The organism is Bradyrhizobium sp. USDA 4354 (assembly GCF_054060315.1).
Genome location: NZ_JBSSDC010000001.1, coordinates 4,611,776 through 4,628,684 on the forward strand (window position 1 = coordinate 4,611,776; position 16,909 = coordinate 4,628,684).

Here is a 16,909-nt window from a genome sequence, read left to right on the forward strand (position 1 = left end):
CTACCAATGCACGCTCTGGCTCGGCACGATGAACGTCGTCGTGCTTGGCTGTGTCGCAAGGCTCCTCGCCAGATACCAGCCTGAGCCGAGGACGAGTGCCAGCAGGGCGATGATGGCGAGTAGATCTATGGTTCTGGGATCGTGTCCCCTGTGACTGAAATTCGGGCCAGGCCTGAAGTGAAAATGAGGGCTGATTTTCCAGCGCATTGTTGTTTCCTCCCGTGGGAGCATCAAAACAACGCGAGCAGAAAGTTCCGGTTCCGGTCAGGCAGCGATGCAGAGAGCGCCGCGGCAAACGTCAGGATGCATTGACCCCGCGCCAGCGCCCGTAGCGCCAGGGCAGATACCAGCGTGCGCCTTGCGGCGCGGTGAGGGGCACGTTGTCGATGCCGGATGTGCCGAAGGGGTTGCAGCGGAGCAGGCGCGCGAGCGTCATCCAGCCGCCGGCCCAAAGCCCAAACCGTTCGATCGCCTCATCGCCGTAGACCGAGCAGGTCGGCAAATGGCGGCAGTTGTAACCCACCAGAGGCGACAGCGTATGCCGATATAGCCAGATCAGCGCGCGGCCGAACCTGCGCGGCAGCCGGAGCACACCGCCAACGGAACCGGAGCAATGCTCGCAGGCTGAATGCTTCATGTGCGCTTTGCTGCGACTTTGATCGAGGTGTTGCATGGTTCCGGCGCAGGGAACCGTAAGCTGTTGTTTACGCGCCATATTTTGCGTGCTTTTTGGGAGCAGTGCAGCAAGTATCTGTGGACGATCTGTATTCCCCCGGATACCATTTTTGTGACGTCCATGTGTAGAAAACATACACCTGTATGATGGACTCACAGGGCGCTACCGGGGATTGTTTAGGGACCTTTGGGGCTTGGGGAAGGAACCAGATTGAGACTTCTGAACTCCCTTAATCTTCGCGGCTGGTTGTTCGTGGGAACCGCCGTTTGTGGAGTCGCGTTGGCTGGCGCTGTCGCGACATTCGGGTCGTCGGCCCGAGCCGGCGCTGCCCTCGAAGAGCGCAAGCTGCCGATGAAATTCAGCTGGGTCGCCTGCGAGCCGAACTGCCGCGGCTGGATCAGCGCAGTCGGCATCATCACCGCCGATACGCCCAAGCAATTCGAAGAGTTTTCGCGCGGACGCCAACTCGGCGGCGCGACCGTGGTGCTCGACTCCAGCGGCGGTTCCGTCAATGACGCGATCACGCTCGGCCGCCGCTTCCGCAATCTCGGGCTTTTGACCACGGTCGGCGTAAGCCTCCGCGGCGGGCAGTCGGGTCGCCCGGCGGTCGCGCCGGAAGCCTATTGCGAATCCATGTGCGTGTTCCTGCTGCTGGCCGGCAAGAAGCGCTACGTGCCGGAGGCCGCCCATGTCCGCGTCCATCAGATCTGGATGGGCGACCGTGCCGACGATGCCAAGGCCGCGAGCTACAGCGCGCAGGATCTGATGATCGTGGAGCGCGACATCGGCCGCCTCGCCAAATACACCTTCGACATGGGCGGCGCCGGAGATTTGCTGTCGCTTGCGCTCAGCGTCCCACCCTGGGAAGACCTGCACGAGCTCGACGCCGGCGAGCTCAAGCTCACCAATCTGGTCACGACCGATCTCGTGGCCGATGTGTTGCCGCACGTGGACACCTCAGCGCCGGCAATGGCGGAGCTTGCACCGAAGACGCAGGCCAGGTTAGGCGCGCAACCGGAGCAGGCGCAGCCTGCCAAGTCGACCAAGACGGCGGAAGCCCTGGTGCCGACCGGCAGCGCGGCAGCGCCGGCTACGGCGGCGCAGAAGTAAGCTCTTAAATTCTGGGAGTCATTCCGGGGCGCGCGTAGCGCGAACCTTGGTGCGCAAGTGCGCACCTGGGGTGCGCAATTGCGCACCTGAGAATCTCGCGCTGCAATCTCGGGATTCCGGGTTCGATGCTGCGCATCGCCCCGGAATGACGGAGAGGGGTTTCAGCCCTGCGCCGCGGCCGGCTGCTTGGCTTTGGCCTCGATCTGGCCGATGGCATCAACCACCGCATCGAAGGTTAGAAGCGTCGAGGCATGGCGCGCCTTGTAGTCCCGGACCGGCTCGAGGAACTTGATCTCCTCCCATTTGCCTTCAGGAGGAGCGCCGTTCTCCTTCAGCATCTTGCGAACGGTTTCACGTAACTCACGGAGTTCGCTCGCAGTCGAGCCGACGATCCGACTTGCCATGATGGATGAAGAGGCCTGGCCCAAGGCGCACGCCTTCACGTCATGGGCGAAGTCGGTGACGGTGTCCCCGCTCATCTTGAGATCGACCTTCACGGTCGAGCCGCATAGCTTGGAGTGGGCGGTGGCGGAGGCGTCGGGGTCCGACAGCCGCCCGAGGCGCGGAATATTCCCGGCCAGCTCGATGATCCGCTTGTTATAAATGTCGTTCAGCATGTGATGGAGTCCAACACTTCCACACCCACTTCCGGGCCGGATCGGCCTTGGCGGGCGCCGTCCACGGTCCTATATAGGGGCGGAACTGGTGGAAAAACAGTCCAGCGGTGCGGCGGCGGCGATCCGGATCTGCGCCGCTAGCGTTATGACCTCAGGATCTTTTTCGCCGAAACTGTTCTGTTCAGGCGTCCGGCGGCTTGGCCGCCCCGTCTGCCGGTGACACTCCGGCCGTTGAGGCCGTCGAACGGAGTCGATATGGACGCTGCAATCAAATCCATCCGCCCCAACAAGCCCTCCGACCGCCAGATCGAGAGCCGCCCGGCCGAGCTTGACCCTGCCGAATTCCTGGAGGCCGCCGTCCGCGCCGACCAGCCGCGCCCCGCGCGCGCCGAGGCGGAAGCGGCGGTGAAGACGCTGCTCGCCTATATCGGCGAGAACCCCCAGCGCGAGGGCCTGCTCGACACGCCGCGCCGAGTCGTCGAAGCTTTCGACGAACTCTATCAGGGCTACCACCAGTGCCCGGCCGAGGTGCTCGACCGCACCTTCGGCGAGACCGCAGGCTATGACGACTTCGTCCTGGTGCGCGACATCGAGTTCACCTCGCAATGCGAGCATCACATGATGCCGTTCTACGGCAAGGCGCACATCGCCTATACCCCGGTGGAACGCGTCGTCGGCCTGTCCAAGCTCGCGCGCCTGACCGACATCTTCGCCCGCAGGCTTCAGACCCAGGAGCACCTGACGGCGCAGATCGCCGCGGCCATCGACGAGATCCTCAAGCCGCGCGGCGTTGCGGTGCTGATCGAGGCCGAGCATACCTGCATGTCGGTGCGTGGCGTCGCCAAGCATGGTGCATCGACGTTCACCAGCCGCTTCACCGGCATGTTCCGCGACAATCCGGCGGAGCAGGCCCGTTTCCTGTCTTTGGTGCGAGGCACGGCGCGCTGACCTCGCGAATAGATCGGCGAGCTCATCGTGTCCGCTCACTCCCATGAGATCGAGGAAGGTCTCGCCTTCCTGCCCAAGTTCGACGCCAGCGGTCTCGTGACCTGCGTCGCGACCGACGTCGCCACCGGCGACGTGCTGATGGTCGCGCACATGAACGAGGAGGCGCTGCGCAAGACGATTGCGACCGGCGAAGCCTGGTATTTCAGCCGCTCGCGCAATGCCTTGTGGCGAAAAGGTGAGACGTCGGGTCAGACCCAGCGCGTCATCGAGATGCGCACCGATTGCGATCAGGATGCAGTCTGGATCCGCGTCGAGCAGATCGGCGCGGCCTGCCACACCGGGCGACGGTCGTGCTTCTACCGCAAGGTCGAGGCCGAAGGCGGCGGAGCCAGGCTCGTCTTTGCGGACGCCGAGCGGCTGTTCGATCCGAGTGACGTCTACAAGAAGTAGCCTCTGTCATTCCGGGGCGTGCGGAGCACGAACCCGGAATCCATCGTGCAGCATCACGCGCGGTGCAATGGATTCCGGGCTCATCGCGTCGCGCGCCCCGGAATGACGGCGAGGGCCGGGTTAACCCCGCATTAACCATACCTGTCCCACGGTGAGACGACAGGCGCCGAATTGCCGGCGTCGCTCAACGCCGCGCGAGGCGGGCACTTCATCATGTCGATCGACAATTCCAGTGCCATGCAGACGGCCGGACTCGATCCGTCGCGGGCGCGTGTCGCCGGTGCGATCAAGCAGGCCTCGAATATCTCCGGCGTCAGCTTCCAGTACATGCTGACCACCGCCAAGATGGAATCGGATTTCGATCCGACGGCGGGGGCCACCACCTCGTCCGCGCACGGGCTCTACCAGTTCATCGACCAGACCTGGCTCGGCACGGTGAAGGAGGCGGGCGCCCAGCTCGGTTATGGCAGCTACGCCGACGCCATCACCAGGACCCCGGCCGGCACCTACACCGTCGATGATCCCTTGATGAAGCGATCGATCATGAAGCTGCGCGACGACCCCGAGGCCGCATCCACCATGGCGGCGGCGCTGACGCAGTCGAACAGTTTCAAGCTCACCGGTCTGCTCGGCCGCAGGCCGAGCGACAGCGAGCTCTACATGGCGCATTTCATGGGCGTCGGCGGCGCTGCAAAACTCATCGCCAATGCCGAGGACAATCCGCAAGCGGTCGGCGCGCGGCTGTTTCCCAACGCGGCTGCCGCCAACCGCTCGATCTTCTACGCCAGGGACGGCCGGGCCCGCAGCGTCTCCGAAGTCTACTCGATGCTCGACGCACGCTACGCCAGTGCAGCCAATTCGAAAGTGACCCGCAGCGCGATGGCGATGTACGGCGGCACGCCGTCGACCACTGAGGTCGCCAGCGCGAGCGGCGTGCAGCCCGCAGTGCCTGTCATCGACAACGCCGCCTATCTGCAGACCTTCCCGAACACACGCGCCGTGACGCCCGTCAATGCGACGTCGTCAACGACGCTCGCGGACAGTGCGCCGGTGTTTCGTTCGATCTATCAGCCCGGCGATGCCACGCAGCCGGTCTCCGCGACGGTGCAGAAATTATGGGGCAACAATGCCTCGCTCACCTCGGTCGCATCGGCGACGCCGGACGTGCGTCCGCCGCAGCCGCTCGATCTCTTCAGCGATCGCAGCGGCACGTTCTCGAGCTAGTCTCCGCGCTCGTGTCCCGGACGCGCTGCAGCGTGAAACGCTGCTGCGCAGAGCCGGGACCCACGTCGCAGCAAATCGTCCGATCGGAATGGGCCCCGGCTCTGCAGCGCATCGCTCGCTGGACGATGCTTCGCATCGCCAGGGAGGCGCTGCGCTGCGTCCGGGGCACGGCTCCCCGGGGCGCCTTTGTTCCCTTAACAAAACGTCAATAAAACCAGCCAGTTATGGTGAACGCTTTGTTAAGCGTCGTGGTTTATTTTGTGTTGCAGGTGACGAGCCGTCACCATTTTCGTTTGTTGTGTAAGCCGGAAGCACCATGATTGTTCGGCAGTTCATTCATTGGATCAGGACGGCGCCCGCCGGCGAGCGGGCCGAGGCAACACGGGCGTTGGCCCGGGCCTGGCTGATCTCGGACCTTTCTGCAGACGACCGCATCGCCGCCGAAGGCGCGCTTCTGATGCTGCTCGACGATCCCTCGCCGCTGGTGCGGCAGGCGATGGCCGAGGCTTTTGCCCGCAGCCTTGATGCGCCAGCCGCGATCGTGCGGGCGCTGTCGGCAGATCAGCCGACCGTGGCGCTGCCGGTGCTCGAACATTCCCCGCTGCTGATCGATGCCGACCTCGTCGACATCGTCGCGACCGGCGACGAGGAGGTGCAATGCGCGGTTGCCCGCCGCATCGCATTGCCGGTGTCGGTCTGCGCCGCGATCGCCGAAGTCGGCTGCGCGGCTGCCGCGCTGGAGCTGATCGAAAATCCCCACGCCGAGCTGGCCCCGTTCTCCTGGGACCGCATCGTCGAGCGTCACGGCCATCTCGCCGCGATCCGCGAGGCGATGCTGGTGCTGGAGGATCTGCCGGCTGCAACGCGTGCCGCGCTGGTGGCAAAGCTCTCGGAGACGCTGGCGCAATTCGTCGTGGCGCGGAACTGGCTCAGCGCCGACCGGGCCGACCGCATCACGATCGAGGCACGTGACCGCTCCACCATGAACATCGCGGCGCGCTCGCGCGGCGAGGATATGCAAGGCCTGGTCCGGCATTTGCGCATCACCGGCCAGCTGACCGCAGGGCTCGTCCTGCGCGCACTGCTCTCGGGCAATCTCGATTTGTTCGACGCGGCCCTGGCCGAGCTCTCCGATCTGCCGCTGGCACGCGTCTCGGCGCTGCTGCACGACCGCGGCGGCAATAGCCTGCACGCGCTGCTCCGCCGCGCCGGGTTGCCCGAGGCGACGTTTGCGGCATTCCGGGTCGCACTCGAGGCCTGCCATGAGCAAGGCTTCGTCGACAGTGACGACGGCGCGGTGCGGCTGCGCCGGCGCATGGTCGAGCGCGTGCTCACTCATTGCGAGACCGACCGGGGCGCCACCGATCCGCTGATGGTCCTGCTGCGCCGCTTCGCCACCGAGTCCGCGCGCGAGGAGGCACGGCTGTTCTGCGACGAGCTCGTCGCGGACGAGGCGATCGATCCGGTGTACGACGATCTGATCGCCGCGTAGCGAGATATCGTAGGCTGGGCAAAGGCGCTCTTGCGCCGTGCCCCTCCGCACAATTCGTGCTGATTGGTGGGCACGCTTCGCTTTGCCCACCCTAGATATCTGCGCTCGCATTGACGAGGAGAGAAAGTCTTACTCCGCCGGCACGATGCTGGGCGCGAGGATCACCTCGAGATGCTCGGGGCGGTCGCGGTTGACGTGGGCGAGATAGTCGTCGGCGACCTTGCGCAGGCGGCGGCTGAGCTCGGCTGAAACGCTGATCGTGTCGAGCCTGGTGTTCTCGTGCACGATGGCGAGAATGGCGTTGATGTGGTGCGTGAACAGCTCGGCCGGCACCTTTTCCGGATCAGGCGCGTGCTCGATGATGCGGCACAGGCTCTCGGCGATTCCTGCTGCCGAAGGAAAGCCGAAAGTTGCCGCATCGCCCTTGATGTCGTGTGCGGCGTGGAACAGCTCGTCGCGCAGTTTTTTCGAAAAGCCATCCTTCCGCACGGCAGTCCAGGCGGCGGACAGTCTCTGGACCTCGATCGCCATCCAGTTCTTGAACTCGCCGGAGAGGCCCGCAAGCGCCTGTTCGGCGCGGCCGACCGGATCGTCCATGTCCTTTTCTTCGACGCGGCGCAGGACCTTGCGCAGCGGGTTGGGCTGCGTGATGATCTGGTGCGTGGCGAAGGCCTTGACCTCGATGTCCTTTGCGCTGTTCTTCGCCATGATGCCTGCCTCGTCTGAAGACGTTGCGCTAGATGGAGGAGCGGGCCTTGTCGAGCAGCGAAGGCTGCTGCAGCACCTCGTGCTTTTCGCCGACGCGGCGCTCGGGGCCCATATAGGCGGAGTTGGTGTTGCGGCGCCGGTCCGGACCGAAATAGGTCTTGGTCTTGATGAAGGGGCGGGGATTGGCGACCACGTTGAGGATGCGCTGATAGAGTCCCTTGGCCGAGATCGGTTTGGCCAGGAATTCGGTGACGCCGGCATCGCGCGCGACCGTGACGCGGCGCTTCTCGGAATGACCGGTCAGCATGATGATCGGCGCGTAAGGGTTGCCCTTGGATTCCGGCTGCCGGATCATCTGCGCCAGCTCGAGCCCGTCGAAGATCGGCATGGCCCAGTCGGTGATGACGATGTCGGGCACGTAGTGGCTGTACATTTCCAGTGCGGTGGCGCCGTCCTCGGCTTCATAGACCTCGCGCGCGCCGAACGAATGCAGCAGCGTCCGCAGGATGCGGCGCATGTGCGGATTGTCGTCGCAGACGAGGAAGCGAAGCTTGTTGAAGTCGATACGGAACATGACGCCCGGGCCAAAAGCGGGTCAACCTTCGTTAACCATATCGTGGCGGGGGTTAACGAAGCGTTGCGACCGGCGCTCCGGAGGCGTTGCGGGGCAGGCGGTTCAATAGCCGAACTGCTCACGCAGGATGCGCTCTTCCAGGCTGTGGCCGGGGTCGAACAGCATCCGCATCGCGATGGTCCTGTCGGAGAGCACCTCGACACGGCGGACGTCGCGCACCTCGTCGTGGTCGGCGACGGCCGCGACGGGCCGCTTGTCGTCCTCCAGCACCTCGATCACGACATAGGCCGTGTTGGGTAGCAGCGCGCCGCGCCAACGGCGCGGGCGGAAGGCGCTGATCGGTGTCAGCGCCAGCAGCGCGGCGTTGATCGGCAGGATCGGCCCCTGGGCGGAGAGATTGTAGGCGGTCGACCCGGCCGGCGTCGCCACCATGATGCCGTCCGCGATCAGCTCGGACATGCGCTCGCGCTCGTCGATCAGGATACGCAGCCGCGCCGCTTGGTAAGTCTGCCGGAACAGGGCGACCTCGTTGATGGCATGGTGCAGATGGACACGGTCATTGACGTCGGTCGCGCGCATCAAGAGCGGATTGATCTCGGATTCATGGGCCGCCTCGAGCCGCGCGCGCAGATCGTGGGTCGAATATTCGTTCATCAGGAAGCCGACGGTGCCGCGATGCATGCCGTAGATCGGCTTTCCCGAGTGCATGTTCTGATGCAGCGTCTGCAGCATCAATCCGTCGCCGCCGAGCGCGACCACGACGTCGGCGTCCTTCGGGTCGCAATTGCCGTAGTCGTCGGCGAGCTGGCTGAACGCGGCCTGCGCCTCGTTGCTCGGGCTGGCGACGAAGGCGATCCGGTCGTATCGCGAGGGCTTGGTCATGGCTTCTCGGCAGGGCCGCCTTGCTGGAGAAAAGTTCCGCCGGGCTCGTCTATACGACCTAAGCCTGCATTGTCGAGGATGACCGCCGTCCAAAGCTAACGGGCACTGTCCAACCGGATTTAAGCACAGAACCGGGCGATTTGGACCTGGTCGGCTTCTTCAGGCCCCGCCAGACCAATGATTCCCCAAACCGTCGCAATTCCGCGCTAACCTTTCCGGCCTCACCGGCTGTCACAGCCGGGCAGGGAGAACGATCATGATCACGAATTTGCCGGTGCTCCGCCGCGCGAGCCTGGTGCTGGCGGTCTCGGCTTTCGCGCTCGCGGGCCTTGCGCGCGCAGATGATCCGCCGCAGCCGCGCTCCGAGACGACGGCGCCAGCCGGACAGAAGGGGCGTGGTGGTGGCGCGCAAAGCGCGCCGCAGAGCTCGCCGTCGGCCGAGCCGCACCGTCTCCCGCCGGATTCGACTACGAAGCAGACGCTCGATCTGCCAGGCCGCACCCTCAACTTCGCCGCGACTGCAGGCTCGATCCGCGTGTTCGATGGCAAGGGCGAGCCGTTGGCCGACATCGCCTATACATCCTACGAGCTCGACGGTGCCGACCGCGCCACGCGCCCCGTGACGTTTTTGTTCAACGGCGGGCCAGGCGCGTCCTCGGCGTGGCTCCAGTTCGGCGCGGCCGGTCCGTGGCGGCTGCCGCTCGATGGCGAGGCCCTGTCGCCCTCGGCTTCGCCCGAGGTGAAGCCGAACGCGGAGACCTGGCTCGACTTCACTGATCTCGTCTTCATCGACCCTGTTAGCACCGGCTACAGCCGCTTTGTCGCGAGCGGCGAGGACGCGCGCAAATCCTTCTACTCCGTCGATGGCGACGTCAATTCGATCGCGCTCGTGATCCGACGCTGGCTCGAAAAGCACGTGCGGCTGACGTCTCCGAAATACGTCGCCGGCGAAAGCTATGGCGGCATTCGCGGGCCGAAGGTCGTGCGCCAGTTGCAGCTTCAGCACGGGGTCGGCGTCAGGGGACTGATCATGGTGTCCCCGTTGCTGGATTTCCGCGAGTTCACCGGCACGAGCCTGCTGCAATATGTCGCGACGCTGCCGAGCTATGTCGCGGTGGCGCGCGAGGCCAAGGGACCGGTCAAGCGCGCCGACCTCGCCGACGTCGAGGCCTACGCGCGCGGCGAATTCCTGACCGATCTCGTCAAGGGCGAGGCGGACAAGGAGGCAACCAATCGTCTCGCCGACAAGGTCGCCGAGCTCACCGGCATCGACCAGGCGGTGAGCCGCAGGCTCGCCGGGCGCTTCGACGTCGGTGAATTCCGCCGCGAGTTCGACCGCAAGAACGGCAAGGTGACGGGACGTTACGACGCCTCCGTGCGCGGCTTCGATCCCTATCCGGATTCGGGCAACTCGCGGTTCGGCGATCCCTCCGGCGATGCGCTCCAGGCGCCGTTGACGAGTGCGGCGGTGGATGTGTTGACACGTAAGCTCAACTGGCGGCCCGACGGCTCCTACGAAGTTCTGAATGGCAGCGTCGAGGGGCACTGGGATTTCGGCCGCGGCATCAACCCGCCGCAATCGGTGTCTGAGCTGCGCCAGATCCTGGCCACCGATGCGAAGCTGAACGTGCTGGTCGCGCACGGCCTGTTCGATCTCGCCACGCCCTATTTCGGAACGAAACGGGTGCTCGACCAGCTGCCGGCTTTCGTGACGCAACGCGTGAAGTTCGTCGTCTATCCCGGTGGTCACATGTTCTATTCGCGCGATCGATCGCGGCAGGCGTTCCGGAGCGAGGTCGAGGCGATGATCAGGGAGTAGGCCGGCGTTTGCGCGGCGGATACCGGCGCGCGATCTCGCGCGCGACGACCTTTGCCGGCTTCACGTTCGCCCCCGCGATCCAGATGTCGCTGATCTTGCCGCGCTTGTCACGAACCCGGCGCACCGGCTCGCCGTGGCTGGAATAGCCGGCAGCCCAGGCGAGCTTGCCCGTGTCGCGGCCGGTGACTTCGATCTCGGCGGCATCCATGAACGGATTGTTGAACTGCGGATTGGCGACGAGCACACGGTTGCCCGCGGGGACGAGATCGGTCGCGCCCCAGATCGTCCACCATCGGCCGGTCCAGTCGCGCACGCGCCGGTCGGGCGCGCCGCGGGTCTGGAAGACGCGCAGGATCTGCATCGCGCCATCCATCCAGAACGGTGCCGCGCCGTCGATGGAGTTGCTGAGGATGCTGATCGAAAGCTCGCAAGCGGGAATGGAGCAGGTCCGGGAGATGTAGCCCTGAAAACCGCCGCCATGGCCGAACCAGTCCCATCCGTCGGTCTTGCCGGCATTGACGCCCAGGCCATAGTAGGCCTCGAAGCTCTGCGGGATGCGCCAATGGTTTCGCGTCATCTCGCGGCGGCTCGCGACAGACAGCACGCTCTTCTTCGCGTTGGGTGCCAGCTGCGCGAAGAATCGGGCGGTGTCGGCGGCAGTGGCGACGAAGCCTGCGGCGGATGCCATCGCATGTGCGGGATTGTTGCCGGGGATGACGCAGCGCTCGCCCAGCGGTACTTTGCGCGTATGACCGCAAGCGAACGGTGTGCCATTGGCAAGCGGCGCATTCGGCTCGGTTTCGCGCAAGCCCGCGGGTTTGATGATCTCGCGCTTGATCCAGACCGGGTAGGGCTCCTTGGTCACGGCCTCGATCACGAGGCCGAGCAGGCCGAAGCCGTGATTTGAATATTTGAAGCGCGTACCGGGCTCGATTGCGGTGGCCAGCTTCAATTCTGCGAGCAGCTCGTTGGCGTCGAGATAGGGGCGACTGTCGATGAACTGGCCGGAATCGGCGCCGTCGCGCGTCAGCCCCGCGCTGTGCGACAGCACTTGCGCGATCGTCGTTTCGGCGACGCGCGGATTGAGGCCGCCGACATATTGGCCGACCGTGTCGTCGAGCCGGATCTTGCGCTGCTCGCGCAGCTTCATGATGGCGGCCGAGGTGAAGCTCTTGGAGTGCGAGGCGATGCGGAAGCGGTGGCGCGGGGTGAGCTTCTCGCCGGTGTCGAGATTGGCGAGTCCGAACGCATGCTCGGCGACGATCTCGCCGCGATGGGCGAAGGCCACGATGACGCCCGGCTGCTGGATTGTCGTCAGTTGGAATTCGATCCAGGAGCCGATGTAGTCGATCGCGGATCGCAGCCACGTGTCCATTGCGCTACCAGTTTGCGAGGGAGGATTGGGTGCGCGAGGCTAACCGAAAATGCAGAACGGGCACAACCCTGAGGTTGTGCCCGTCCGCGTCGTTTGAAGATGCGATTGTCTCAGTAGACGAGCGTCGCGCCGGTCGGCTTGTCTAGCGCTGCGGCAAGCGAGCGATATTCAGAGCTGTCGGTGCCGGCGAGCGAGGCGATCTTGTTGAGGTGATACTGCGCCTGCTCGCGGTTGCCCTGCTCGAGCTGCCAGAGGCCGTAATACTGCCAGGTGCGGACGTGGTTCGGATCGTCCTTCAGCGCCAGCTCGTAATAGACCTTCGACGACCGGTAGTCGCCGAGCTTGCGATAGGAATAGCCGATCAGGTTGGCGACGTCGGCGACGTCGTCGCGCTTGAGCGACTTCAGCTGGTCGATCGCGCCGGTGTAATCGTGCTTGTCGTAGATCGCGGTGTAGGCGGTGCGATAGGCCGCGAGGAATTTGGGATCGCTAACGGAAGAGCTCTTCTTCTTGCCCTTCTTGGACGAGGAGTCCGATTTCGGCGGCGAGGACGGCTCGTCGCTGCCAGCGGCGTAGGCGCTGGACAGCACCGGCGCAGCCGCCAACGTCACGGCGACGAGGCCCGGCACAACAAGCGTTGAGAGTTTGCGCATCTAAAGTCTCCCGTATGGAACGTGGCGATCCTACACGATTGCCCAAAGACCGGAACACCCAACGGGCAGAAACATTCCCGCTTCGCACGATCTATTCGCCAAGTCGCGCTATTCGCCAAGCCGCGGATGACAAACTTGTCATGGAGATGAACGGAAGCCTGCAATCGGCTTCAGAATGGGTTCAGTGCGCCCCGCCTAGGCTCCGACCTACGATCGAAGGGTAGGCGAGAGGGCGCCGCCTCAAGATCCTTCCAAGAGGAGACCACCATGTTGAAGACGATTTCCGCAGCTTTGCTCGCAGCTTCCGTGATCGCAGCCCCGGCCTTCGCTGCTGAGGCCGGCAAGACCACCACGACAGCCCCGGTGATCAAGGCGGACCAGAGCCAGACCAAGGCGACGACCACCGCCGCGAAACCGGACGCCGGCGTCAAGACCGACGCCAAGCCGACCGACGTGAAGGCTAACGACGTCAAGGCGGATGCCAAGGTGGACACCAAGTCGAACGCGATGAACGCCAACGCCGCGGTCACGACCAACGAGCACAAGACCGTGCGCAAGCATCGTCATCACCACAAGCAGGTCTCAGCCAAGGAGTCGCAGAAGGTGCAGCCGGACGCGACCAAGCCGGCGACGTCAGACAAGCGCAACTGACGACTGATCCCGCGCGGCGGCACCCCTGGCATTGCCCCGCCGCCGCGCGCGGACGTCAGGCCTGGTCCGTTCGCCGCGCCTCGTGCGAAAAGCCCGAGGTGCCGGCAGCGGGCCGGTGCGCCGTTTGCGCCGCTCCAAGCGGATTCCCTTCGCGCAGGCTTGGCGCTAGAACGTCTCCGAATCTGATGGAGCGGAGAGCGGGGCCTGTGGGGCGATTGGCGAGATGTGCGGTGATCCTGGCATTGCCGCTGGCGCTTGCGGCATGTTTCGGCAGCGACGGTGACCGTCCAACCCTGCTGGGGGGCACACAGGCCGGCGGGCCGCAGCCGTTTCCCGACAATTTCCGGAGCGACACGCTGGCCCTGATGCGGACCTATCTCAACAATCCGGTCGGCGTGCGCGATGCCAGCATGGCCGAGCCGGTGCAGCGCGAGGTTGGCGGCCGGCAGTTCTATGTGAGCTGCCTGCACTTCACCCCGCGCGAGACCGATGGCAGCTACAAGATCATGCGCGAACGTGCCGTGATCTTCGTCAACGGCCGAGCGGATCGCGTGGTCGACCGGACCAGCGATCTCTGCGCCGGTGCGGTTTACGCACCCTTTCCGGAACTGGAAAAGATGACGCGGTAGGGCAAAGCCCGCCTTCATCGCCTGATGCTAGACAGAAGCAGCCGGAGCCGCTGGATCACATTTCGGCGAGCCTTGAACGGGGTGGTTTCGCCTTGCGACAAATCGTTACGGCAGGCCTTGCGCGGGCGACAAGAACAGTCGGCGCAGGGCGACGTGACGGAACAAAATCGCGATGTTGCCGCCCCGTCACAGTTGCGAGCGATCAACGTTCCGGCATCGCCGCGAAGCAACCAAATTCACGCCACGTTGTTTGCTGAGGGTCGATTTTGAAAGAACGGGGATGGACATGAAGACGATTTTGCTGGGCGCAGTCGCCTTGGTTGCGCTGGCAGTGCCGGCCGCAGCAGCCGACATGCAGCCGCGCACCTACACCAAGGCGCCCGCCTATACGCCGCCGCAGGTCATCTATAACTGGACCGGTTTCTACATCGGCGGCCATGTCGGCGGCGCGTTTGCCGGCGACAGCAGCTTCCAGTCGAGCGATGCCCGTTTCATGGGCGGCGTGCAGGGCGGTTTCGACTACCAGTTCGCGCCCAACTGGGTGATGGGTGTCGAGGCTCAGTATTCCTGGCTGCCGACCAACAACAACGGCGTCACCTTCCCGCTGGGCACGCAGGTCACCTCCAACACCGACCAGATCGGGTCGGTGACTGGCCGCATCGGCTACACCTGGGGACCGACGCTGCTTTACGCCAAGGGCGGTTATGCCTGGCGCAATAATGGCCTTGGCGTGAACATCGCCGGGGTGCCGCAGGCCTTCACCACCACCGGCAACAGCAAGGACGGCTATACAGTCGGCGCCGGCCTCGAATACATGTTCGCGCCGAACTGGTCGGCCAAGGCCGAGTACCAGTACTACAATTTCGGCAGCACCACCTTCACCTCCGGCCCGGCCGACATCGTCGGCGTTCGTGGCCGGGAGGAAGAGCATACCGCCAAGGTCGGTGTGAACTACCGCTTCGGCTGGGGCGGCCCGGCGGCCTCCCGCTACTGACGGCCGGCGACGGTCCAACACCGGACAAGGGCCGGCTCCGCCGGTCTTTCGTTTGCGGGTCTTCCGTTTGCCGGTTTTCCGTTGGCCGGCGCCTTGTTTGCTTGGCGTGAACCATCTGGCGCGTCATTTGCTTGCAAACGATGCTGGCGCGCCTTCTCACGTGCGTCATGGGGGCGGGGTAAAGCAAAAATAATTTTTGCGATTTACGGAACTCGCGCTCCGGAACGCGTTATATGAGAATTACCGGGCTGGTGGGACGACGGATATGCGTATCTTGGTGTCGGCAGTGGTGCTCTCGTGCTTTTTCTGCCTGCCGTGCTCTGCACAGACAATCCTCAAATCCGAGCCTCTGATGCTGGCACCTTATGAGGTCGCCTTCGTCAAGGACGCTTCCTGTCCGTCCGGCAAGGTGCTGAAGGTTACCGGCGCCATCCGTGGGCTGCATCGCCGCAAGGCCTGCGTGGCAATGCCAGGCGAGCAGGCCTCGCTTGCGGCCGCCACGCCCTGAGCTCCGCGCCGGTTTCGTGCCGGCACTCAGGAACTCAGTTCAAGCTCGATCCTCGACTGCTGGTCGGCCTCAGCCTTGTTCCTGGCGGGGTCCTCGCCCTGAGCTGCCTGGCAAGGCGCGATCTCGTAGTCGTTGTCGAGTACCCGGCGCGGTCCCGGCCGCTCGTCGTCCGCCATCACGTCCACGACGAGACCACTCCGCTGCGCGAGCTTCCAGACGTCGGACTCGCTCGGATAGGCCTTGCTGATCTGAGCGTCGTTGCAGAACAGGGCGTAGGGCATTCTTCCCGCTCCAGGAAAGCCAACTAACGAGTTTGCCCGGTAAGAGGTTCCGGCCTGCGGTCCGATCACGGGGGCGTGATCAGTCGCCACCGGCCCTTGAGTCCTTAACGAGTCCTGAATCCCGGAAAAAAGAATCTCTGGGACTCGTTGGCCGGAATCAGCAGATGTTTCCGCCATGACGAGCGACCTGAAGACATCCTGCGGGCATATGCTCCTGCCCCTCACGCTGGCGCTGTTCGGCGCCTGCGCGACCAATCTCTGGGTGGTCTGGTCTTGGTTGTAGGCCCCTGACCGGGCGGCTTTATTTTTTGGCCGGTGGGCCGGAGGTGTCGCGGATGGCGGCACGCAATTTGGTCAGGGTCGCCGCACAATATTCCTCACGCTCGCGCTCGAAGCGCTCCTGATGCTTGCGGAAATTGGCGATGCGGGCCTGCATCTCGGTGCGGAAATCGCCGCTTGCCCGCGGCGGTGGGAGAGGGGCGGGCCGCGGCGGAACGGGGGCTTGCGGCGGTTCGACCGCGACCGCCTCCACGTCGACGATCTCCACCGCGACGGTCGACCCAGCCGCAGGCGCCTCCGGCTGAAGGACGTCATCCTTCCTGCCGGTCACCGATTGGACGAAGGCCAGTGTCTGCGCGATCAGTTCGTCGCGCTCCCTGATCCATTTCATGATCCACCTCGCCGCGCTCATTCCAGCAAAGCGGCTGCGTCGAATCAAGAAGCTTTGAAAGGGATTGCATATTTTTCCCGGTCGCCCGAAACTAGCAGAATGAATACAACAAGAGAACGCCCGGACGAGGTGGAGGGGCTGAGGCTCATCCGTGCGTTCCTGTCGCTGCCGCCCGACAAGCGGGCGGAGGTGATCGCGTTTGTGGAAGAATTGGCGCGTGCCCACGCCCGGCCCGAGAAGGGCACGGAGGCCTCGCCGCGGTGAGCGCTACCGCGCGCGCGGATTGACGTTGGGCTCGAACGGCGCGCCGACCACCCGAACTGGGGCCTGGATCGGTGTCCGGATGGCGTCCATCACGGCTCTGTCGGCGACCCGCTTTTCAGGGGCTGGGGCCTGCGCCGGCTCGAACAGCGTCAATGTGCCGGCCACGGCGCCACAGCACAGCGTCACCGTCGCCAGCAGGATCATATTTCGGTTTTCTTCCCTGATCCGCATGGGTCGAGAACGAGTGACGCACGCCTTTGGTTCCGATCCGGCCTGATCGGATCAGCCGCCTCCGAGACCCGCCCGAAGCTGACGGATCGACCGCGAATGCTTGAACGATGACGTCCGAAAACTCCGGCGGACCGTGTGCGCCGGGGACGTTGG

22 protein-coding genes are annotated in these 16,909 nt (G+C 64.6%); 11 read left to right on the forward strand and 11 right to left on the reverse strand.

What is annotated here, in order from left to right; genetic code table 11:
• Both ACVIIV_RS21065 and yidD read right to left on the reverse strand, forming a co-directional pair.
• Window positions 1-207, reverse strand: a complete 207-nt coding sequence (locus tag ACVIIV_RS21065) for a hypothetical protein (protein WP_456745879.1) — start codon at window positions 205-207, stop codon at window positions 1-3.
• 91 nt (window positions 208-298) lie between these two features.
• Complete coding sequence (gene yidD, locus ACVIIV_RS21070) at window positions 299-637, reverse strand: membrane protein insertion efficiency factor YidD (RefSeq protein WP_456745880.1); 339 nt, start codon at window positions 635-637, stop codon at window positions 299-301.
• A gap of 249 nt (window positions 638-886) precedes the next feature.
• Here yidD and ACVIIV_RS21075 point away from each other — a divergent pair, with 249 nt between their 5' ends.
• The gene (locus tag ACVIIV_RS21075) at window positions 887-1,786 is read left to right on the forward strand and encodes a hypothetical protein (RefSeq protein WP_456745881.1); all 900 of its coding nucleotides are present in this window, start codon (window positions 887-889) and stop codon (window positions 1,784-1,786) included.
• A 161-nt stretch (window positions 1,787-1,947) separates the two neighbouring features.
• Here the strand turns inward: ACVIIV_RS21075 and ACVIIV_RS21080 are convergent, their stop codons facing one another.
• Entirely contained in the window at window positions 1,948-2,403 is a 456-nt protein-coding gene (locus tag ACVIIV_RS21080) for an iron-sulfur cluster assembly scaffold protein (protein WP_456745882.1), read from the reverse strand.
• 255 nt (window positions 2,404-2,658) lie between these two features.
• Between ACVIIV_RS21080 and folE the strand changes: the two genes are divergently transcribed.
• The 4 genes from folE (at window position 2,659) to ACVIIV_RS21100 (ending at window position 6,517) form a co-directional block, all read left to right on the forward strand.
• Window positions 2,659-3,351: a GTP cyclohydrolase I FolE gene (gene folE, locus ACVIIV_RS21085; RefSeq protein ID WP_456745883.1), complete on the forward strand. Its 693-nt coding sequence runs from the start codon at window positions 2,659-2,661 to the stop codon at window positions 3,349-3,351.
• Between the two features lie 27 nt (window positions 3,352-3,378).
• The gene (gene hisI / locus ACVIIV_RS21090) at window positions 3,379-3,801 is read left to right on the forward strand and encodes a phosphoribosyl-AMP cyclohydrolase (RefSeq protein WP_456745884.1); all 423 of its coding nucleotides are present in this window, start codon (window positions 3,379-3,381) and stop codon (window positions 3,799-3,801) included.
• Window positions 3,802-4,014: 213 nt separating this feature from the next.
• Window positions 4,015-5,025, forward strand: a complete 1,011-nt coding sequence (locus tag ACVIIV_RS21095; RefSeq protein ID WP_456745885.1) for a lytic transglycosylase domain-containing protein — start codon at window positions 4,015-4,017, stop codon at window positions 5,023-5,025.
• Between the two features lie 316 nt (window positions 5,026-5,341).
• Window positions 5,342-6,517 (forward strand): DUF2336 domain-containing protein, encoded by a 1,176-nt coding sequence (locus ACVIIV_RS21100; RefSeq protein WP_456745886.1) that lies wholly within the window; start codon window positions 5,342-5,344, stop codon window positions 6,515-6,517.
• Between the two features lie 129 nt (window positions 6,518-6,646).
• Here the strand turns inward: ACVIIV_RS21100 and ACVIIV_RS21105 are convergent, their stop codons facing one another.
• From ACVIIV_RS21105 to ACVIIV_RS21115, 3 genes are all read right to left on the reverse strand, one after another.
• Window positions 6,647-7,225, reverse strand: coding sequence for an Hpt domain-containing protein (locus ACVIIV_RS21105; protein WP_456745887.1), 579 nt, complete (start codon window positions 7,223-7,225; stop codon window positions 6,647-6,649).
• Between the two features lie 28 nt (window positions 7,226-7,253).
• Window positions 7,254-7,799 carry a response regulator gene (locus ACVIIV_RS21110; protein WP_008549760.1) on the reverse strand — a complete coding sequence of 182 codons (546 nt, stop codon included), beginning with the start codon at window positions 7,797-7,799 and terminating at the stop codon, window positions 7,254-7,256.
• 102 nt (window positions 7,800-7,901) lie between these two features.
• Window positions 7,902-8,681: an NAD kinase gene (locus ACVIIV_RS21115; protein ID WP_456745888.1), complete on the reverse strand. Its 780-nt coding sequence runs from the start codon at window positions 8,679-8,681 to the stop codon at window positions 7,902-7,904.
• 256 nt (window positions 8,682-8,937) lie between these two features.
• Here ACVIIV_RS21115 and ACVIIV_RS21120 point away from each other — a divergent pair, with 256 nt between their 5' ends.
• A complete protein-coding gene (locus ACVIIV_RS21120; protein WP_456745889.1) occupies window positions 8,938-10,500 on the forward strand; it encodes a S10 family peptidase in 1,563 nt (520 codons plus the stop codon).
• Here the strand turns inward: ACVIIV_RS21120 and ACVIIV_RS21125 are convergent.
• Both ACVIIV_RS21125 and ACVIIV_RS21130 read right to left on the reverse strand, forming a co-directional pair.
• On the reverse strand, window positions 10,490-11,875 hold the full coding sequence (locus ACVIIV_RS21125; RefSeq protein ID WP_456745890.1) for a serine hydrolase domain-containing protein: 1,386 nt from the start codon (window positions 11,873-11,875) through the stop codon (window positions 10,490-10,492). The two genes, ACVIIV_RS21120 and ACVIIV_RS21125, sit on opposite strands and share 11 nt — an antisense overlap.
• Window positions 11,876-11,985: 110 nt before the next feature.
• A complete protein-coding gene (locus ACVIIV_RS21130) occupies window positions 11,986-12,528 on the reverse strand; it encodes a tetratricopeptide repeat protein (protein ID WP_456745891.1) in 543 nt (180 codons plus the stop codon).
• A gap of 267 nt (window positions 12,529-12,795) precedes the next feature.
• On the opposite strand from ACVIIV_RS21130, the gene ACVIIV_RS21135 reads away from it, so the two are divergent.
• The 4 genes from ACVIIV_RS21135 to ACVIIV_RS21150 all read left to right on the forward strand — a co-directional run bounded on the left by ACVIIV_RS21135 (window position 12,796) and on the right by ACVIIV_RS21150 (window position 15,310).
• Window positions 12,796-13,179, forward strand: coding sequence for a His-rich protein BRANT (locus ACVIIV_RS21135; RefSeq protein ID WP_456745892.1), 384 nt, complete (start codon window positions 12,796-12,798; stop codon window positions 13,177-13,179).
• A 233-nt stretch (window positions 13,180-13,412) separates the two neighbouring features.
• A complete protein-coding gene (locus ACVIIV_RS21140) occupies window positions 13,413-13,808 on the forward strand; it encodes a hypothetical protein (RefSeq protein WP_456748787.1) in 396 nt (131 codons plus the stop codon).
• Window positions 13,809-14,094: 286 nt separating this feature from the next.
• On the forward strand, window positions 14,095-14,802 hold the full coding sequence (locus ACVIIV_RS21145; protein ID WP_456745893.1) for an outer membrane protein: 708 nt from the start codon (window positions 14,095-14,097) through the stop codon (window positions 14,800-14,802).
• 265 nt (window positions 14,803-15,067) lie between these two features.
• A complete protein-coding gene (locus ACVIIV_RS21150) occupies window positions 15,068-15,310 on the forward strand; it encodes a hypothetical protein (RefSeq protein WP_456745894.1) in 243 nt (80 codons plus the stop codon).
• A 26-nt stretch (window positions 15,311-15,336) separates the two neighbouring features.
• Here the strand turns inward: ACVIIV_RS21150 and ACVIIV_RS21155 are convergent, their stop codons facing one another.
• Together ACVIIV_RS21155 and ACVIIV_RS21160 are read right to left on the reverse strand one after the other, a co-directional pair.
• Window positions 15,337-15,591 carry a hypothetical protein gene (locus ACVIIV_RS21155; protein ID WP_456745895.1) on the reverse strand — a complete coding sequence of 85 codons (255 nt, stop codon included), beginning with the start codon at window positions 15,589-15,591 and terminating at the stop codon, window positions 15,337-15,339.
• Window positions 15,592-15,892: 301 nt separating this feature from the next.
• Window positions 15,893-16,261: a hypothetical protein gene (locus ACVIIV_RS21160; protein ID WP_456745896.1), complete on the reverse strand. Its 369-nt coding sequence runs from the start codon at window positions 16,259-16,261 to the stop codon at window positions 15,893-15,895.
• A gap of 99 nt (window positions 16,262-16,360) precedes the next feature.
• Between ACVIIV_RS21160 and ACVIIV_RS21165 the strand changes: the two genes are divergently transcribed.
• Complete coding sequence (locus tag ACVIIV_RS21165) at window positions 16,361-16,525, forward strand: hypothetical protein (RefSeq protein WP_456745897.1); 165 nt, start codon at window positions 16,361-16,363, stop codon at window positions 16,523-16,525.
• 3 nt (window positions 16,526-16,528) lie between these two features.
• Here the strand turns inward: ACVIIV_RS21165 and ACVIIV_RS21170 are convergent, their stop codons facing one another.
• Complete coding sequence (locus ACVIIV_RS21170) at window positions 16,529-16,729, reverse strand: hypothetical protein (protein ID WP_456745898.1); 201 nt, start codon at window positions 16,727-16,729, stop codon at window positions 16,529-16,531.
• Window positions 16,730-16,909 lie beyond the last annotated feature (180 nt).

Excerpts from the sequence above, each read along its gene's own strand:
- ACVIIV_RS21065 (WP_456745879.1), bottom strand. The coding sequence starts at position 207 with ATGCGCTGGAAAATCAGCCCTCATTTTCACTTCAGGCCTGGCCCGAAT.
- yidD (WP_456745880.1), bottom strand. The coding sequence starts at position 637 with ATGAAGCATTCAGCCTGCGAGCATTGCTCCGGTTCCGTTGGCGGTGTG.
- ACVIIV_RS21080 (WP_456745882.1), bottom strand. The coding sequence starts at position 2,403 with ATGCTGAACGACATTTATAACAAGCGGATCATCGAGCTGGCCGGGAAT.
- folE (WP_456745883.1), top strand. The coding sequence starts at position 2,659 with ATGGACGCTGCAATCAAATCCATCCGCCCCAACAAGCCCTCCGACCGC.
- ACVIIV_RS21095 (WP_456745885.1), top strand. The coding sequence starts at position 4,015 with ATGTCGATCGACAATTCCAGTGCCATGCAGACGGCCGGACTCGATCCG.
- ACVIIV_RS21100 (WP_456745886.1), top strand. The coding sequence starts at position 5,342 with ATGATTGTTCGGCAGTTCATTCATTGGATCAGGACGGCGCCCGCCGGC.
- ACVIIV_RS21105 (WP_456745887.1), bottom strand. The coding sequence starts at position 7,225 with ATGGCGAAGAACAGCGCAAAGGACATCGAGGTCAAGGCCTTCGCCACG.
- ACVIIV_RS21110 (WP_008549760.1), bottom strand. The coding sequence starts at position 7,799 with ATGTTCCGTATCGACTTCAACAAGCTTCGCTTCCTCGTCTGCGACGAC.
- ACVIIV_RS21115 (WP_456745888.1), bottom strand. The coding sequence starts at position 8,681 with ATGACCAAGCCCTCGCGATACGACCGGATCGCCTTCGTCGCCAGCCCG.
- ACVIIV_RS21120 (WP_456745889.1), top strand. The coding sequence starts at position 8,938 with ATGATCACGAATTTGCCGGTGCTCCGCCGCGCGAGCCTGGTGCTGGCG.
- ACVIIV_RS21125 (WP_456745890.1), bottom strand. The coding sequence starts at position 11,875 with ATGGACACGTGGCTGCGATCCGCGATCGACTACATCGGCTCCTGGATC.
- ACVIIV_RS21130 (WP_456745891.1), bottom strand. The coding sequence starts at position 12,528 with ATGCGCAAACTCTCAACGCTTGTTGTGCCGGGCCTCGTCGCCGTGACG.
- ACVIIV_RS21135 (WP_456745892.1), top strand. The coding sequence starts at position 12,796 with ATGTTGAAGACGATTTCCGCAGCTTTGCTCGCAGCTTCCGTGATCGCA.
- ACVIIV_RS21145 (WP_456745893.1), top strand. The coding sequence starts at position 14,095 with ATGAAGACGATTTTGCTGGGCGCAGTCGCCTTGGTTGCGCTGGCAGTG.
- ACVIIV_RS21150 (WP_456745894.1), top strand. The coding sequence starts at position 15,068 with ATGCGTATCTTGGTGTCGGCAGTGGTGCTCTCGTGCTTTTTCTGCCTG.
- ACVIIV_RS21155 (WP_456745895.1), bottom strand. The coding sequence starts at position 15,591 with ATGCCCTACGCCCTGTTCTGCAACGACGCTCAGATCAGCAAGGCCTAT.
- ACVIIV_RS21160 (WP_456745896.1), bottom strand. The coding sequence starts at position 16,261 with ATGAAATGGATCAGGGAGCGCGACGAACTGATCGCGCAGACACTGGCC.
- ACVIIV_RS21165 (WP_456745897.1), top strand. The coding sequence starts at position 16,361 with ATGAATACAACAAGAGAACGCCCGGACGAGGTGGAGGGGCTGAGGCTC.
- ACVIIV_RS21170 (WP_456745898.1), bottom strand. The coding sequence starts at position 16,729 with ATGATCCTGCTGGCGACGGTGACGCTGTGCTGTGGCGCCGTGGCCGGC.